Here is a 15411-nt window from a genome sequence, read left to right as displayed (position 1 = left end):
TTAATAAAAACAGATAAAAGTCATAAACTTAACCAAGCGCAATCACATAAAAAACATAGGTGAAATCAAATATATGGAGTTTGTAATCAAATGTAATTTAATCATTAATGTGCCCTTAATAGGTAAATTAACATGTTAATCACAGCTCGTTATTAAAACGGTAAAACTAGGTGTTAATTACTAACCATATTTATGCAAGTAGATTGTTTATTTAGTCTGAATATTTTTACTAAAAGTTTTAATCGTGCAAATTTTATGTTTATTGAGAGTTTCAATCTGGATCTATACTTATAAAGGAGTAATTGCAAAAAGAGGGTGTAATAGAAGAAAAGTATTTTATTGCATATGTTGGTATAGCGCTGATCAGATTTGATTATTGGGTATCATTGCGCTGACAGTCTCAGCGCTTTAACTTAGTAGTGAATGTAAGCTTTTTTATCTTGAGCATAAAAAAGCTTACATAAAACAGACCCTAACATCGGCTAGCAAAGAAACTATGGCCTAGGAGTGTGTTACACAAAAAATAGTGCAATTATGAATAAGTGAAAATTAAAACATTTTAGTAAGTAACATTAAAATAATATTCAACCGTTTGGTTGGCCGAAGTGCTTTCATTAATTGCAGTAAGCACCAATTTCCAAACCATATTTTGCTCTGAGCAAATACCAACCATAGTATCGGCTAACCAAATATTACCTTGTTTAGTAAACTGCACCGGAATGTAACCCATATACATAGTTACCCCTTCCAGTTTAGCTGTCATAATTTTGAAACCATCGGGTAACTGCGTATAAATTGAAAACGGTGTTTCCGGTGATAGGGTTGTCTCGCTCAGCCACACTTTAATTTGATTTTCAAAATGACACGGTTTGTTATTTTCACACTCAGTTTGTGGTTGAGTTACTTTTGGTATTGTTGTTGATCCAGAAAAGTCACAACCTAGTAAAAATAATAGAAAGGAAAGTAAACATACTCTATATATATACATGTAAGTTCTCAAATATCTAATGTATAAGCCCAACGTTTGGGGCAAGTTGGTTGATTATCGGCTTTAATGAGCAAGTAAGGTACAAATCACCTCAAAAAATAGACAGCAACTCAATAAAGTTTGATTGATGTCATATTATTACGCAATTGACCTATCTTTTTAAGGCCAAAAAATTTATCATTTCAACCGCAAAAAAAACAAGTATTTCTTGAGATTATTATCTTTAAAACCACATATTGTGGGGTTTAGATAGTATACTTTGGAATAATAGTAGGTCCTACTTTAACAAGTGGGTAATTCATTTCTAAACGCATTTATTGCAGCGGAAGCCAGAAAATGAGCCAAACAGTAGCATCACAAACTGAGTACAATTATAAAGTTGTACGCCAATTCGCTATTATGACAGTGATTTGGGGCATCGTTGGCATGGGTATTGGGGTTCTGATTGCTGCCCAACTAGCTTGGCCAGCACTTAACTTTGACACACCATGGTTAACTTACTCTCGACTTCGTCCGTTACACACGAACGCAGTAATTTTCGCATTTGGTACAAGTGCTCTTTTTGCGACGTCTTATTACGTCGTACAACGTACATGTCAAACGCGCCTTCTTTCAGACAAATTAGCCGCCTTCACCTTTTGGGGTTGGCAGTTGGTGATTGTTCTAGCAGCAATTACTCTACCAATGGGTATTTCAAGTTCTAAAGAGTACGCAGAACTTGAGTGGCCTATCGATATCTTAATTGCCGTAGTTTGGGTAACTTACGCTATTGTATTTATGGGTACTATTGCTAAGCGCAAAGTGGCTCATATTTATGTAGCTAACTGGTTCTATGCTGGTTTCATTATTACTGTTGCAGTTCTTCATATTGTTAACAGCATGGCTGTTCCAGTCTCACTTACTAAATCATACTCAATATACGCCGGTGCTGTTGATGCAATGGTTCAGTGGTGGTACGGACACAATGCTGTTGGTTTCCTTCTTACCGCTGGCTTCTTAGGTATGATGTATTACTTTGTACCAAAGCAAGCGGGTCGTCCAGTTTACTCATACCGTTTATCGGTTGTTCACTTTTGGGCACTTATCTCGCTTTACATTTGGGCAGGCCCTCACCACCTTCACTACACTGCGCTTCCTGATTGGACGCAAAGCTTAGGTATGGTGATGTCTATTATCTTATTCGTACCGTCTTGGGGTGGTATGATCAACGGTATTATGACGCTTTCAGGTGCATGGCATAAGCTACGTACTGACCCTGTACTTCGTTTCTTAGTGGTTTCATTGTCTTTCTACGGTATGTCGACATTTGAAGGCCCAATGATGGCAATCAAATCTGTAAATGCGTTATCGCACTACACAGATTGGACTGTAGGTCACGTACACTCAGGTGCATTAGGTTGGGTTGCAATGATTTCTATCGGTGCTATCTACCACCTTATCCCTGCGTTATTCTCGCAAGGCCGTATGTACAGCATTAAATTAATCAATACACACTTCTGGTTACACACTGTGGGTGTTGTTTTATACATTGTTGCAATGTGGATTTCAGGTGTAATGCAAGGCCTAATGTGGCGTGCAGTTAACTCTGACGGTACATTAATGTACAGTTTTGTTCAGTCGTTAGAAGCCTCTCATCCTTTCTATGTTATGCGTTTCTTAGGCGGTGTATTCATCGTAGCAGGTATGCTGGTTATGGCTTATAACGTTTATCGTACAGTTTCAGCGAAAAATAACTCGCTAGAACTTGATGAACAAGCGCAGTTAGCATAACGGAGTCAGATAATGAGCAATAAAAATTCGCAAAATAAACACGAAATTATCGAGAAAAACATCGGCCTTATGGCCATCTTGACTGTTTTCGCAATCAGCTTTGGTGCATTAGTAGAAATTACCCCGCTAATGTTCCAAGACGACACAACTAAACCCGTTGATGGGTTACGCCCATTAAACGCGCTTGAGTTTGAAGGTCGTGACATCTATGTACGTGAAGGCTGTGCTAACTGTCACTCACAAATGATTCGTCCGTTTCGTGATGAAGTTGAGCGTTACGGTCACTACTCGGTTGCGGGTGAGTCAGTATGGGATCACCCATTCCTTTGGGGTTCTAAACGTACTGGTCCTGACTTAGCACGTGTAGGTAAACGTTACTCAGATGACTGGCATTATGCACACTTAGTTGACCCACGTGCAGTGGTTCCTGAGTCGAATATGCCAGGCTTCCCTTGGTTAGCAGAGAACACGCTTGATACAAGCCTGACTCTGAAAAAGCTACAAATTTTCCGTGACACGTTTGCTATTAACCCAGAAAACCCAAAACACCCGGGTTTAGGTTATGGCAGTGACGAGGAATTAATCGCTGACATTGCTAAAGTTGACGCAATGAATGACGGTAAAGGTGCAACAGAAATGCAAGCCCTTATTGCTTATTTGCAACAACTTGGCACACATTTGAAGTAGATTATTATGGACTACGGGACATACAGAGGCATTTTGACTCTGGTAATTTTAGTATTATTTATTGTGATTGTTGGATGGGCATATAGCAAGCGTAGTAAAAGTCGTTTTAAAGACGCTGCTAATGTCATATTTGAAGATGAAAAAAAACACAACAATACACTCTCTAACGAGGAAAAGGGGTCTGAGAAATGACTAGCTTTTGGAGTATATGGGTTATTGTATTAACCCTTGCATGCTTAATCATTATCTTTGGTCTACTAGTTTGGAACTTAAAAAACTATGTAGGTGTAAAAGAAGGTGAAAGCTGTGGACATGAGTTTGACGGCATTGAAGAATTAAACAATCCACTGCCAAAATGGTGGACTTACATGTTCTTCGCAACGTTTGTATGGTCTGTTTATTACTTAGCAGCTTACCCAGGTTTAGGTAACTGGGAAGGCTTAGCAAAGTGGACCAGCTCAAATCAAGGTGTTACCTCTTTAACTGAATCGAAAGAAGCAGTGGTAGACGCTCAAGAAAACGGTCGTTTTGTAAAGCTAGATGCAGAATACCGCGCCGCTGAAGAGCGTTTTGGCCCAATTTTCAATGAGTTGGCAAAAACCCCTGTTTTAGAATTAGTTGACTCTAAATTAGCGGGTGATGCAGCTCAGCAAATCGCTCTTGAAAATGGCACTAAACATGAACAAACGCAAGGTCAATTAGCAGTTGAAATTGGTCAACGCTTATTTGCTCAAAACTGTGCGCAATGTCATGGTTCTGATGCTCGTGGTGGTACAGGCTTCCCTAACCTAACAGATAACGACTGGTTATATGGTGGTACGCCTGACAAAATCAGAGAAACGTTACTTTTAGGCCGTGTTGCAGCAATGCCTCCTTGGGGTGATGCATTAGGCGAGCAAGGCGTTAAAGAAATGACGGCTTACGTACTTAGCCTATCTGGTCGTACTGTTAACCAAAAAGACGCCGCGGCAGGTAAAGCGAAATTCGCTATGTGTGCAGCTTGTCATGGTGCAGATGGTAAAGGCTCAGTTGCGCATAACCTACCTTTCGGTGCACCAAATCTAACTGATAACATTTGGTTATACGGTGGCTCTCAACGTGCTGTTGAAGAAACACTAAACCATGGTCGTGCTGGTGTAATGCCTGCTTTTAAAGAGATTTTAGGCGAAGACAAAATTCACCTATTAACTGCTTACGTTTACAGCTTATCGCAAGAAAAATAGCGATAAAGTTAACAAAACGTTTCAGTTTTAATCTTTTTATTTCAATAGATTAATACAGATCAAAAAAGCCTCCACTCGGAGGCTTTTTTTAGTCTTTTTCTTTTATTTATTATAATATAGCTGCACATTCATCAATTTTAGAGCAACTATGCAACCGACTCCGTGGTATAAAAATTTTTGGCCTTGGTTTTTAATCTTCTTCCCTCTAGCTGCAATTATTGGCTGCATTAGTTTATTTATTACAGCCATTGGTAACGGCCCAGACATGGTCGTTGATGACTATTATAAAAAAGGCAAAGCAATTAACTTAGAGCTGATCAAATTTGATAAAGCAAAAGCCTTGTATCTGCATGGTGACCTAAATGTATCTGATGAGCGAGTAAGCTTTAAATTTACTAAAGGCGATACCAGTAATATCCACGCGTTAAAGTTGTCATTTTTCCATCGCACTATTAAAGCACATGATTTTGAAGCTACCCTCACTCCAAATGCTAATCAAGAGTTTACTGCATTATTAGAAAGCTACACGCCTGGTGCTTACTCAGTGTTTATTGAACCCGTTGATGCTAGTTGGAAAATGAAAGAAAGTGTCACTTTACCAACCACAACCACCGTTTTAGTTACTCCTAACTATAAGTAGTATTTAGTATGTCTAAAAATTGCTTTCATTGTCTTGAAAGTGTGCCTGCTGGGTTTAGCGCACATGTTGTTATAGACGATACCGCTGAGCCAATGTGTTGCATTGGCTGCCAAGCTGTTGCACAGAATATCATTGACCAAGGAATGACCGACTACTACAAATACCGCACTGTTAGCGCTGGTAAAGTAGAACAACTGGTTCCTGAACAGCTCGCTTTTATTAAAAGCTATGACAATGAAGATATTCAAGATGAGTTTATTAGCACCCATAACGACAACTCTGAGGTACTACTGAGTGTTGAAGGTATAACCTGCGCCGCTTGTGCATGGCTAATTGAAAAGCAATTATTAAATCTTAAATCGGTAAAACGCGTTGATGTAAATACCTCAACAAATCGTGCCATGATCCACTGGGATAAAAGCGCCACACCTTTAAGTGAGCTAATTACCTCATTGGCTGAAATAGGTTATAAAGCGTACCCATTCCAATCAGATTTAGAAGCCCAGCAAAAGCAGCAAACTGCCAAAGCGTATATTCGCCGCCTTGGTGTTGCAGGTTTGATGACCATGCAAGTGATGATGTTTGCCTTTGCAATGTACTTTGGCATGTTCTCTGGGATGGACAGCAATTTTGAACAGTACTTTAGATGGATCAGTTTAATTCTCGCTACCCCCGTTATCCTATACAGCGCCCTGCCCTTTTTAAGTAATGCAATTAATGGCTTAAAAGCAAAACAGCTGAATATGGACTTGCCAGTATCATTGGCTATTTTTGGTGCTTATGGCGCTAGTTGTTATGCCACAGTAATGGAAGTAGGCGAAGTTTACTTTGAATCTATTTGTATGTTTACCTTTTTACTCTTATTGGGTAAATACTTAGAGTTTAGAGCGCGTTTAAAAGCCAGTGAATTCACTGCTAACTTGCAAAAGTTGTTACCCCTTACTGCCCGTACGCTCGATGAACACGGTAATGAGCACATCATTGCCGCCAAAAAACTCAAACTTAACGATATTGTGTTAATAAAGGCAGGCGAAACTATTCCTGCTGATGGCATTTTAGTTAAAGGCATCACCAGTGTTGATGAGTCAATGATGACCGGCGAACATCAACCAGTGCGAAAGTACATTGATCATAACGTGTATGCAGGCACGGTTAATCATGATGGTATAATTGAAATAAAAATCAATAAACTAGGCCAAAACACCCTACTTAATCAAATTATTCGCCTGCAACATAATGCCCTAACAAAACGCCCACGGCTGGTTGAAATTACCGATAAAGTGGCGCAGTGGTTTGTTGCTGTATTACTAGTATTTGCCTCCATAACTGCGATTGGTTGGTATCAGGTTGACCCTGACGTTGCATTTTGGATCACTATTTCGGTGTTAGTGGCCACTTGCCCGTGCGCATTAAGTTTAGCAATTCCAACCGCATTAACCTGTGCTGTAGCAACCTTAACCCGCAAAGGCATATTAATTAAGCAAGCGCATGTGCTCGAAACCCTATCAAAGCTCACTTTATTTGCCTTTGATAAAACAGGTACGCTTACACAAGGTAAGTTTAGCCTCGACGTGGTTGACATACTTGATGATAACTACAGCAAAGAGCAAATTCTTGATATTGCAGCCCAGCTTGAAAGTTACTCTGAGCATCCTATTGCCAGTGCATTTAAGGAGTTTAAAGGGCAACGTAAATTTGACGATGTACAACTCCACCCTGGCATTGGGATAAGCGCTCAGTTGGATAATACCCATTACGCTATTGGTAAAAGTGGTTGGTTTGATACAAAAAAACCAACGCACAGGCCACGCTTTACATAAACAAGCTGGCTGTTGCACGCTTTTACTTTGTAGATAAAGTTAAAGCCGATGCCGATAAGCTAATTAATGTTTTACAAGCGGCTAACCTTAGTTGCCATATGCTAACTGGTGATGCATCTGATGCGGGTGCCAAAGTCGCTAAAAAGTTAAAGCTTAACTCAGTGCAAGCCAGTTGCAGTCCAAAAGATAAACAAAATGCCGTTGATCACTGGTCATCGCAAGGTGAAATTGTTGCTATGGTTGGTGATGGCGTAAACGACAGCCCAGTATTTGCCAGTGCCCATTTATCTATCGCCATGGAAACCGGTGCCGATATATCTAAAAACAGTGCAGATGTTGTATTGCTTAACAGTGACTTAGCCTCCATCTCGCATTTATTAACCGTTGCCAAGCAAACACGACGTATAATTAAACAAAACCTAACACTTTCTTTATTATATAATGGCTCAATATTACCGCTTGCTGCTATGGGCTTAGTTGCGCCGTGGATGGCGGTTATTGGTATGTCTGCCAGCTCAATTATTGTGATATGTAATTCACTAAGGCTATTAAAGTTATGAGCATAATTTATATTTTAGTTCCTATTGCTATTTTGTTTGTATTAATTGCTATTGGCGTGTTTTTTTGGGCTGTAAAAGGCGAGCAATTCTCTGATTTAAACAAGCAAGGCCACAGTATTTTGTTTGAAGACGACAAAGAGCAGCACAATAAAAGTAATGATTGACCCTATTTTTGTTAGCGCTTTTTTAATGGGCTTAATTGGCAGTGGTCATTGCGTTGCTATGTGTGGTGGTATTGCCAGCTCATTGCAACTTGCCAGCAATAAACGTCAAACCTGGTTATATTCTCTAGCTTATAATAGCGGTCGAGCTTTAAGTTATATGCTAGCAGGAGCCCTTGTTGCGGGTATTAGTAGCCAGTTTGCTACGCAAAATTCTGCTTTTTCATTATTTCTGTCATTTTTAGCCGGTATTTTTATGTTACTGGTTGGCGTTTATATTATGCGCATAGCCGCCACCTTACAGTGGCTTGAAAAACTGGGTAAAACCCTTATTTGGCAGCACTTAATTAAACTTAATAAATATTTAATGCCCATTGATTCGCCTTTTAAAGCCCTTGGTTATGGCGCGTTATGGGGCTGGCTACCGTGCGGTTTAGTATACTCTGCACTTACCTGGGCAATGACCAGTGGCAACGCCCTCAATGGTGCTTTGGTTATGCTGGCATTTGCCCTAGGGACATTTCCTGCCATGATCACCTTAGGTGTGGCTGCACAAAAGCTAAATACGCTTTTTAACCACCCATGGACACGAATAACATTAGGCAGTGTTATCATTTGGTACGGTATCTACCTTCTGATCATTGCAACAGATAAGCTAGTGCATTAACATTATAAAATGTCGTGCATAGAAATTTAACGGATTGAACTTATGGATTTTTCTCAAAGTCGTGCTAAAGGTAATTGTGCCATTAGCTGTAATAACTGCAGTATTAGCCAGTTATGTTTACCATTTTCTTTAAATGGCCAAGAAATGGATAAACTTGATGAGATCATTGAGCGAAAAAAACCATTACACAAAGGTGACTACTTATTTGAATCGGGCGCGCCTTTAAATGCAATTTTTGCGGTTCGTTCGGGATCATTTAAATCGTATACCTTGTCTGAGCAAGGCGATGAACAAATTACCGGTTTTCATTTAGCTGGCGACCTTGTTGGATTTGATGCCATTAATAAAATGCAGCACCAAAGCTTTTCTCAAGCACTAGAAACCTCAATGGTATGTGAAATCCCCTTTGACACACTTGACGAACTCGCTGGTAAGCTGCCTAAGCTACGCCAACAAATTATGCGCTTAATGAGTAGTGAAATAACCTACGACCAAGAAATGCTGCTTTTACTTAATAAAAAGTCTGCTGAAGAACGCCTAGCGAGTTTTATTTATAATTTATCAGAGCGTTTTGGTGAACGTGGTTTTTCACGTAAAGAATTTAGATTTACCATGACCCGCGGTGAAATTGGCAACTACCTTGGCTTAACTGTTGAAACCATTAGCCGTTTATTGAGCCGTTTTCAAAAAGCAGATTTAATCAAAGTAGAAGGTAAGTTTATTACTATTTTAGATAATGACGCGCTTGCGAAAACAGCTGCAATTGTAAAACCACGTTAATAATAGCTTCTCATTTTAAAATTAATCCACCCCTGAATTGGAGCGTAATTATTTGCAATTATGCTCTATCTCTACTAACACTTTGAGTAGAGGTAATAACCATTCACTTTTAAGAGTCGATGAAGATAATTACTTATCTGGCTCATTTTCTAACATAAAAGCAACTACGTCCTATTACACTCTTATATAGAAGGACAATCTTATGCCTTATTCTTTATTTCTATTTATCACTCTTTCTTTAAGTATTTTATTTAGCAGCCAAGCATCGAGCTCAATGATCCCCGATGATGGCATTGATGACTCACAAGCACTAAAAGACTTGATTTTAAACACTGCAGAAAACTCTGAGCTTAAAATAGACAAACCAGGAGTTTACGATATATGTTCAGCTATTATCGTCAGAAACCTTAGTAACATTTCTATCACCGCTAATGCTGGCGTTATACTAAAAAAGTGTGACCAATTTGAAGGAGAATATATTTTATCCTTTTATAATTCACGCTTCATAGAAATTAATGGTTTTATTTTTAGAGGGTTAACGATAGACAAAATTAATTATGTTTGGGGTGAGCAAGGTATCCTTTTTGCAGGCTCCGAAGATATTTCAATTAAACATAATCACTTTTATGATTTTGGTGATGCGGCTATAAGAGCAACATCTTCACACTTATCATCCCATGATACGAATATAAATTCTTTCAGAATTGATATTCGTAATAATTACTTTGAAAATGTCACACAAGTAACAACTACTCACCCGTGGAATAATAACTATGGAGGTACGCATGATATTACAGTTGAAGATAATATTTTTGAGGGATTGAAGGGATCATTGAAATTTGCCACGGTTAAACCTGTATCAAAAGCTCTAGTAAGATATAACACTTTCAAAAACACCAAAGGCACTGCTATAGAAATTACTTATTACTCTAACGTAAAAATTATTGCTAATACCTTTATAGACAGTGATAAGTTTATCCTCAATGCTTACCCTAATAAACCAAGAAGTGTAACGGAGCCTTTTAATTGGGGAAGTATTTATTTTACTCACAATACTATTTTACGTTCTAAGGGAGGCATTAGAATACAGTCAGATGTAACCGACGAGCAAATAGATGATAAATACGTAAGAGGCATTTATATCAATAACAATCACTTTATTAACGTTGATATGACCGTTTATCCTGAAAAAAATATTGGTATCTTATTAACTTATTCAGTAGAGGTGGAAAGAGTTACCTGTTTTCTACCATTAAAGATAACGTTTATAACTTACTACCTGAAGTGGGCTTTGTGAAAAAAACGAGTGGATTCACCGTAGAAGATAACACTTCAATAAAACCTGAGAATAATTAAATTTTTATAAAGCCCTTCATGCTTTTATTCAAGATAAGGAGTTTTAAAATTAGAGAAACTTTATTTCTTGATATAGAACAATAATCTTAGTGCTACCTCTTTAACTGTTGTGTATTTGCGTTACACTAAATGTATAACTGTTAAGCGAATGGAGTAGCACAATGGAAACGATTAAACGTATTATCGCGGTTATTGATCCAACTAAAGACGATCAAAATGCCCTCGCGCGTTCAATAGATTTAGCCAAAAAATCGGGTGCGAGCATTACCGCATTTATGACTGTTTACGATTTCTCTTACGAAATGACTACTATGCTATCAGGCGATGAACGTGAAGCAATGCGTCAAGCCGTCCTTAAAGATCGCGAGCTATGGCTTAAAGAGCTGATCTCTCCTTATCAAAATATAAATATAGATACGCAAGTTATTTGGCATAATCGCCCATATGAGGCAATAATTAATACCGTTATCAATGATAAATACGACTTGGTTATCAAAGGTACGCATCAACATGGCGCACTAAAAGCGGTTATTTTTACTCCTACAGACTGGCATTTAGTTAGAAAATGCCCAACGCCCGTTCTATTTGTTAAAGATATGCAATGGCCAGCACAAGGTAATATTTTAGCTGCTGTGAATGCAGTCAGTGAAAATGAGCAGCACTTATCACTTAATAAACGCATAATTAAAGATGCACAATTTTTATGTGAACTAGCTAATGCTAAACTTAACTTAGTTAATGCCTACCCTGCTACACCGGTAAATATTGCTATAGAAATCCCAGAATTTAATCCTGGGCTTTACAACGAATCAGTTAAAAAACATCACATTGAATCAACCAATGAATTAGCTAATGAGTTTAACCTAACCTCTGATCAATGCTTTATTGAAGAGGGATTACCAGAAGATGTGATACCGGATGTTGCAAATCGTTTAAATAGTGAGTTAGTGGTTATTGGCACTGTGGGACGTACTGGCTTAAGTGCTGCATTAGTGGGTAACACCGCTGAGCATGTTATTGACAGCCTCGATTGTGATGTACTTGCATTGAAACCTGATGGCTATGTAAGTCCACTCGCAGAAAGTTAACGTTTGCTGTAGCTGTGATATTACATATGGCATATAATACGCCCCTTTATTTTTAGCAATTAATTTTGCCGTACTGTTTATAAGGGGGCGTAGTGTCTCATTCTGCTCAAGCCAAAGCTCAACACAACTTAAATAAGCTTCAAAAGCGTTTACGCCGCCTCACAGGTCAAGCTGTCATGGATTTTAACATGATAGAAGAAGGCGACCGTATCATGGTGTGCTTATCTGGCGGAAAAGATAGTTACACTATGCTCGATATGCTGCAACATTTACAGCGTGTTGCCCCTATCAAGTTTGATCTTTTTGCGGTTAACCTTGACCAAAAACAACCAGGCTTTCCTGAGCATGTACTGCCTGAATACCTTGATAATTTAAATATTGAATACAAAATTGTCGAAGAAGATACCTACAGTATTGTTACCGATATTATTCCTGAAGGTAAAACAACGTGCTCACTTTGCTCTCGTCTACGCCGTGGTATTTTATATCGTACGGCTAAAGAGCTAGGCGCTACTAAAATCGCATTGGGTCATCACCGCGATGACATGATAGAAACCTTGTTTTTAAATATGTTTTATGGCGGCAAGCTTAAAAGTATGCCAGCTAAACTAATGAGCGATAATGGTGAACACATGGTTATTCGCCCATTAGCTTATTGTAAAGAAGCCGATATTAGCCAATACGCATTTAGTCAAGGATACCCTATTATTCCGTGTAACTTATGTGGCTCACAAGAAAACTTACAACGTAAGCACACCAAGAATATGCTAGAGCAATGGAATAAAGAGCACCCAGGGCGTATAGAAAGTATTTTTACTGCAATGCAAAATGTTGTGCCTTCGCATTTAGCTGATAACCAATTGTTTGATTTTGCTAATCTACAAACCGGTGACGTTATTGATGGTGGCGATATCGCGTTAGATAAACCAGATATTCCAAAAGCGCCGGTTAATCCTGAACAAGATGAACTAAACCAAGCCGACGTAGTTACCATAAATTTAAGCTAACTTTTAAGGGTTTGCAGTAATGCAAACCCTACGCTCTGCTCTATACTGCTACTTTCCGGCAGCTAATCCTTGTAAAAACTCTAAACTCTGCAATTCTTGTTTATTCGCCTGATAAGGCAGCTGCTGTAAACTATCGTAAGCAAAATCTTCAATAGTAAACTCACTCACTTTACTTTGCCCAAAGCTGTTACGCTCGCCTGGGCTTGGCGACATACGTTCAATAACAAAGTCACTCAATCGTAAGCCATTTGTTTGCTTAGGCAAAACAGACCAATGCGCTTTAAAATCAATTTTTTCGCTGCCCTCATTTAAACGTGCTTTAGCAACTAAATGCGCTAATGGCGAACTATCACTGTATAAGTTAGCTCTTAAGCGATATAAGCCACTTTTTATAACAGTTAAATTAGCAGGCACTATCATATTATCATTACGTGGATACGCGCTATCAAAGCTAGTTAGGGTTGCACTAGGCGGCATATATTGTATTTGTGCCACCACAGGGACCATTTTACCCGCAATGTTGGCTTCAACTAATAACTGTAAATTGCGAGGATAGTCTTCCTCACCTTTAAACGTAATTGCCAGCTCATTGTCACGAGCAACACCACTTTGTGTTTTTAACGGCTGTTTAGTATCTGTATCACTGAGTGTTACCTGTGATTTACCTAAATTTTGTGCGCTTATGGTTAATTCAATTGCTTGCGGATAGACATAGCGATATTGAGATAAACTTAAGGTTAACTCCCCGCCTTGCTCTCCTACAGGGCTAGTAACCGGGAAAAACTGATTTGGCTTAAGCCGGTCTTCATCATATACCGTCAAAGGTTGCGAATAAGGCGGAAATGCTAAGCTTTGCTGATATTGCTGCGCGACCGCTGATGCTGCTTTTGCTATACCTTCATTAAACTCATGCTGCTCTTCAGGCATTTTTTTTATACTTGGTTTGACCGCTGATGCCTTTTGGTTTACCGACATAGCTACAAATTCAGGTGTTTTTTTATGCGCTTTAGCTGCTGTTTGCGGTACTGAATAACTAGCATTGCCTTTACCTAAAAACCATACCAAGCCGGTAACTATTATTACTAAAACAATAACGTAGGATTTTTTCATTGTTATTTATCCTATAACATCAATTCGCAATGATGGTTAATCACTTTTAGAACGTAAACCTGTTGCTATTTGCATTCAGGTTTTCTTACCTAAAAATAAATAACTGCATAAAGCGAATTGGTATCAAAAGCGTGCAGCATATAAAGCCGCACGCACAATCATCTTTATGGGATCACATTATATATGAGCGTTGAAGCACTCAAATTATCAGAGTCTTTTACATAACGGTATTGTTTTTTCCAAAACCAACTACCGGTAGTTTCATCGATAGTTTCATACCCTAGTGTATCGCCAGCCACACTAATATTATTCATTGCCACCGTTACATTGCCTTGGCGCTGCGCTTGTTGAATTTCGTTATGGCTATAACTGTTAGTCATCATTAATGGATAATGGTATGGCATGAAGCCACTAACAGCATCACCTTGAGACTTTAAACGCCCATTAGTATCAATATTGGCGCTACAACTGCCAAATGAGCTTACCGAGCTTGCGCCACATGATGAGTGAGTAGCGACTACCGAATCATCGTTACCACGCAAAAAGCCAGCCGTTAAACCTAAGTAAGCATTGCCATCGGCCACAAAACGTAAACGCGGTGTGCGCGCATCAGGTAATGGCGCAATTCTACGTGCATTGTTAACTTTTAAATCATGCAATACGCCAACCGCCTCATTAACTTCACTGCCTAGCCACCAAGTTAATGCAGCATCTACAGCAAAATTCCACGATGCGGCGGTTAACGCACTCACGGCTAAATCGGCTAATTCACTGCCGCCACCAGCACCCGCTAAATCAAAGGTAGCAATAATATTAAGTGGTTTTAAACCCGCGTTTTCTAGCCAGTTTTCTTGGTTATCTATAATATATCGGGCAACTAAGTCACCGGTAGAGTGGGTTACAAACACGCAGCCTGGCTCGCATAAATTTGAGCGAGAGATCTGTTGTAGCTTGGGCCATACCCAATCTGTAGTAATTTTTCCTTCTATTCGTTCATACGCAGGCCAGTCAATGCGCTCGTCTGCACGGTTTACCCAATAAGACTGCCAATAACTTTGGCCATCGTTTACTACATCACTACCTGCTTTATTGGTAAGCTGGGATACTTGCAAACCATGAATTAAAACTACTTTATACTCTTTACTCATCGCAGAAAAACTCATTAAGAGCCCTATTGCTGCTGCAAATAAAGTCGCGCGTTTAAAAATGTGTGTGTTGTTCATATTAATCCTTAACTGATTCAATATTTTTATTATGCTTAGCTTGTTACACGCTGTTGTCAGTGCATGGTAAAAGCAATGCATTGACCAGTATTGGGAACAAATTTAAAAAATGCAACATTTTGTTATCATTTTCACCGTTAAAGCTAAATATTTGCGTTAAAATACGACAAAAGCGCCAAACTATTGTGTTAAACAAAATAGCTTTATCCCCTTCTTAAGCAGTATCAATAAACTTTCTTTTAACTGCGGTTAACTATTAAACAACACTACTTTTTATTGATGTAATAGCGTAAGTTAATTACACACGATGAAAACCAAGGAATTAAAATGA

14 protein-coding genes and 1 pseudogene are annotated in these 15411 nt (G+C 38.8%); 12 read left to right on the top strand and 3 right to left on the bottom strand.

Features of this window, described 5'->3' with window-relative positions; genetic code table 11:
* Positions 1-559: 559 nt before the first annotated feature.
* The gene (locus tag AB8618_RS05745; RefSeq protein WP_409425166.1) at positions 560-988 is read right to left on the bottom strand and encodes a hypothetical protein; all 429 of its coding nucleotides are present in this window, start codon (positions 986-988) and stop codon (positions 560-562) included.
* A 336-nt stretch (positions 989-1324) separates the two neighbouring features.
* On the opposite strand from AB8618_RS05745, the gene ccoN reads away from it, so the two are divergent.
* The 12 genes and pseudogenes from ccoN (at position 1325) to ttcA (ending at position 12747) form a co-directional block, all read left to right on the top strand.
* Complete coding sequence (gene ccoN, locus AB8618_RS05740) at positions 1325-2758, top strand: cytochrome-c oxidase, cbb3-type subunit I (RefSeq protein ID WP_131690840.1); 1434 nt, start codon at positions 1325-1327, stop codon at positions 2756-2758.
* A 12-nt stretch (positions 2759-2770) separates the two neighbouring features.
* Positions 2771-3445 carry a cytochrome-c oxidase, cbb3-type subunit II gene (gene ccoO / locus AB8618_RS05735; protein ID WP_008109817.1) on the top strand — a complete coding sequence of 225 codons (675 nt, stop codon included), beginning with the start codon at positions 2771-2773 and terminating at the stop codon, positions 3443-3445.
* A gap of 6 nt (positions 3446-3451) precedes the next feature.
* Entirely contained in the window at positions 3452-3637 is a 186-nt protein-coding gene (locus AB8618_RS05730; protein WP_010389598.1) for a cbb3-type cytochrome oxidase subunit 3, read from the top strand.
* Positions 3634-4668, top strand: coding sequence for a cytochrome-c oxidase, cbb3-type subunit III (ccoP, locus tag AB8618_RS05725; protein ID WP_178955714.1), 1035 nt, complete (start codon positions 3634-3636; stop codon positions 4666-4668). Before AB8618_RS05730 ends, ccoP begins: the two co-directional genes overlap by 4 nt.
* Before the next feature lie 148 nt (positions 4669-4816).
* The gene (locus AB8618_RS05720) at positions 4817-5308 is read left to right on the top strand and encodes a FixH family protein (protein ID WP_138607039.1); all 492 of its coding nucleotides are present in this window, start codon (positions 4817-4819) and stop codon (positions 5306-5308) included.
* A gap of 8 nt (positions 5309-5316) precedes the next feature.
* Positions 5317-7688 (top strand): annotated as a pseudogene (locus AB8618_RS05715) (heavy metal translocating P-type ATPase).
* On the top strand, positions 7685-7852 hold the full coding sequence (gene ccoS / locus AB8618_RS05710) for a cbb3-type cytochrome oxidase assembly protein CcoS (protein WP_008109812.1): 168 nt from the start codon (positions 7685-7687) through the stop codon (positions 7850-7852). Before AB8618_RS05715 ends, ccoS begins: the two are co-directional and overlap by 4 nt.
* Positions 7845-8516 carry a sulfite exporter TauE/SafE family protein gene (locus AB8618_RS05705; protein ID WP_413401692.1) on the top strand — a complete coding sequence of 224 codons (672 nt, stop codon included), beginning with the start codon at positions 7845-7847 and terminating at the stop codon, positions 8514-8516. Before ccoS ends, AB8618_RS05705 begins: the two co-directional genes overlap by 8 nt.
* 42 nt (positions 8517-8558) lie before the next feature.
* Positions 8559-9296 (top strand): FNR family transcription factor, encoded by a 738-nt coding sequence (locus tag AB8618_RS05700; protein WP_010389589.1) that lies wholly within the window; start codon positions 8559-8561, stop codon positions 9294-9296.
* 202 nt (positions 9297-9498) lie between these two features.
* Entirely contained in the window at positions 9499-10593 is a 1095-nt protein-coding gene (locus AB8618_RS05695; protein ID WP_409425160.1) for a hypothetical protein, read from the top strand.
* A 220-nt stretch (positions 10594-10813) separates the two neighbouring features.
* Positions 10814-11740, top strand: coding sequence for a universal stress protein UspE (gene uspE, locus AB8618_RS05690; protein ID WP_138607047.1), 927 nt, complete (start codon positions 10814-10816; stop codon positions 11738-11740).
* Positions 11741-11832: 92 nt separating this feature from the next.
* The gene (gene ttcA / locus AB8618_RS05685; RefSeq protein ID WP_413401685.1) at positions 11833-12747 is read left to right on the top strand and encodes a tRNA 2-thiocytidine(32) synthetase TtcA; all 915 of its coding nucleotides are present in this window, start codon (positions 11833-11835) and stop codon (positions 12745-12747) included.
* A gap of 48 nt (positions 12748-12795) precedes the next feature.
* Here ttcA and AB8618_RS05680 read toward each other — a convergent pair whose 3' ends face one another.
* Together AB8618_RS05680 and AB8618_RS05675 are read right to left on the bottom strand one after the other, a co-directional pair.
* Positions 12796-13857, bottom strand: a complete 1062-nt coding sequence (locus tag AB8618_RS05680; RefSeq protein WP_409425157.1) for a hypothetical protein — start codon at positions 13855-13857, stop codon at positions 12796-12798.
* A gap of 164 nt (positions 13858-14021) precedes the next feature.
* Positions 14022-15080, bottom strand: a complete 1059-nt coding sequence (locus tag AB8618_RS05675) for a hypothetical protein (protein WP_413401683.1) — start codon at positions 15078-15080, stop codon at positions 14022-14024.
* Positions 15081-15411 lie beyond the last annotated feature (331 nt).

It is taken from the genome of Pseudoalteromonas sp. RW-H-Ap-1 (genome assembly GCF_048318575.1).
In the GTDB taxonomy this organism is placed as follows: domain Bacteria; phylum Pseudomonadota; class Gammaproteobacteria; order Enterobacterales; family Alteromonadaceae; genus Pseudoalteromonas.
This window is presented reverse-complemented; position numbering and strand designations above follow the sequence as displayed.